Raw genomic sequence first — 404 nt, forward strand, 5'->3', positions numbered from 1 at the left:
ATAGCCCGAACGCCGACACCATCGTCACCTGTCAGCGCGGCGAACTACTGCCTGCCGTGGGCTATGCCAATCCTCACGAAGAAGCACGTGTACGTTGGGTGTGGCTGTCTCCATGAGGGGACGCAAGAGGCTCGTATGTCGGCAAATGCTTTTGGGCTTGCTCGCACTCTCGTCAAATGCATGGCTGGCGCCAAGCTTAAGCGCCAGCGAGCCAGTTGAGACGTCCCCGGCAAGCACTACAGCAACTGCAGCATTCTCTCTTTACTGGAGTGGTGATCGGGAGCATGGAGGGAAGGCGCTTTCGGTAGATGATCAAGGTGTCGCAAGCCTAAGCGTCGGCGACACCTCAAGCCCTCAAGAGAAGAACTATGTAGGCGTTGGTATCTACAAAGCGCCGCTGGATG

Annotated in this window: 1 protein-coding gene; it reads left to right on the forward strand. The window is 57.2% G+C overall.

Annotation, left to right across the window (positions count from 1 at the left end; all coding sequences use genetic code 11):
• Window positions 1-145: 145 nt before the first annotated feature.
• Window positions 146-404, forward strand: a 259-nt coding sequence (locus JHD67_RS22485) for a hypothetical protein (RefSeq protein ID WP_233172172.1), incomplete at its 3' end; no start/stop codon positions are given.

The sequence above is a fragment of the Dyella sp. ASV21 genome (assembly GCF_016428975.1).
Lineage (GTDB): Bacteria > Pseudomonadota > Gammaproteobacteria > Xanthomonadales > Rhodanobacteraceae > Dyella.